At 60.4% G+C, this 1,445-nt stretch carries 1 protein-coding gene; it reads right to left on the bottom strand.

All coding sequences use genetic code 11. The features are described 5' to 3' along the window. Positions 1-285 precede the first annotated feature (285 nt). The gene (locus HV744_RS36545; RefSeq protein ID WP_175154082.1) at positions 286-1,308 is read right to left on the bottom strand and encodes an IS110 family RNA-guided transposase; all 1,023 of its coding nucleotides are present in this window, start codon (positions 1,306-1,308) and stop codon (positions 286-288) included. Positions 1,309-1,445 lie beyond the last annotated feature (137 nt).

Genomic DNA, 1,445 nt, shown 5'->3' with positions numbered 1-1,445 from the left:
CGTTTTCACACGGCCTTATATGGACACCGCCCGGTTTGCCAGATTGATCTTGGTGCGATGCTCAAACGAGGTATCGGTTGCGGTCTTATATCCGGCCTGTAATGCAAGCCGAAGCCCGCTGGCCCTGATGGAATTCGCCAGAAACGTCCTCATCTCGGCCACGCACTTTTAAGCGCAAGGCCGTGTTCAGGTTTGTGTTCCTGCGGTCCGACCTGTTTCGCCATCGCATGTGAATCAACCTCAGCAACCTATCAATACTTCACCTCATCCTTCGTTACTCGCCTGCTAAACAGGTCTCGCGCTGATATGATGCCTATCGTACGCGGCGCCGTGGGCCAGTATCGCCCATGCGGTGCGTGCCATCTTGTTGGCGAGGGCTACCGCCGCGACATTCGCGGGCCGTCGCTCCAGGATCGCCTTCTGCCATGGAGTCGGCACTTTCGCATGACACATCACCGAGCGCGCTCCATGGATCAGCAGCGTGCGCAGATACGGATCGCCTCGCCGGGAGATCGGCCCAAGCTGGATTTTTCCACCGGTGCCGCTCTGCCGGGGCACCAGCCCGAGGAACGATGCAAACTCGCGCCCGGACCTGAACGTCTTTGCATCGCCAATCGTAGCGACGAGCGCAGTCGCGGTAAGCCTGCCGATGCCAGGCACCGCCGCAATCGCCTGGCACGCAGCTTCCTGCCTGTGCCAGCCACCTATCTGCTTCTCAAGCTGGTCGATATCCTGCTCGATGCCGTCGATGCGTCTCAACTGGTCGCGCAGACTGCTGAACATGGTTCCCGGGAGTGCATCCTCGAGCTCTGCCATGCGGGCCCGCATCTCGGCGAGACCGGCTGCGCGTCCCGCACGGAATGACACACCGAACTCGTAAAGGAGGCCTCGCAACTGGTTCACCTGCATGGTGCGAAACTTGATCAGCAGCGCGCGCATCCGGTGAAGACCGAGCATCGCCTGCTGGTCTTCGGTCTTTGCCGCTACGGTTCGCATTCCGGGCTGCTGTACCGCTGTCCAGATTGCCCGCGCATCCGCCGCATCAGTCTTGTTCGTCTGGACAAACGGTCGGATGAACTTCGCATGCAACAGCACCACCTCGTGCCCGAGTGTCTCGATCTTACGTGCCCACCAGTGCGCACTCCCGCACGCTTCAAGCGCTACGCGACCTGCAGGCCGCTGCGCCAGAAACGCGATCAGGTCGTCGCGTCGAAAGCGCCGATTGGCAATCTCGCCTGTTTGATTGTCGACCCAGTACATCTGGAACACGTGCTTTGCAACATCCAGTCCGTATGTCGTAGCATTCATTTGGGCCCTCCGTTCCTCAAGTGGACGTGTTGAAACTCCACTCTGGCACATTGATGCCGTTCGGTTCTGGAGGGCCTCCGCTTCTCTGCCGGCCCCTGCATCCCCGAAGGGAGGGCGGTGTCCATTCCATCTCGGCC

The organism is Paraburkholderia ultramafica, assembly GCF_902859915.1.
Classification (GTDB): domain Bacteria; phylum Pseudomonadota; class Gammaproteobacteria; order Burkholderiales; family Burkholderiaceae; genus Paraburkholderia; species Paraburkholderia ultramafica.
Note: the sequence above shows the minus strand (reverse complement) of the source record. Positions and strands in the feature narration are given on the sequence as shown.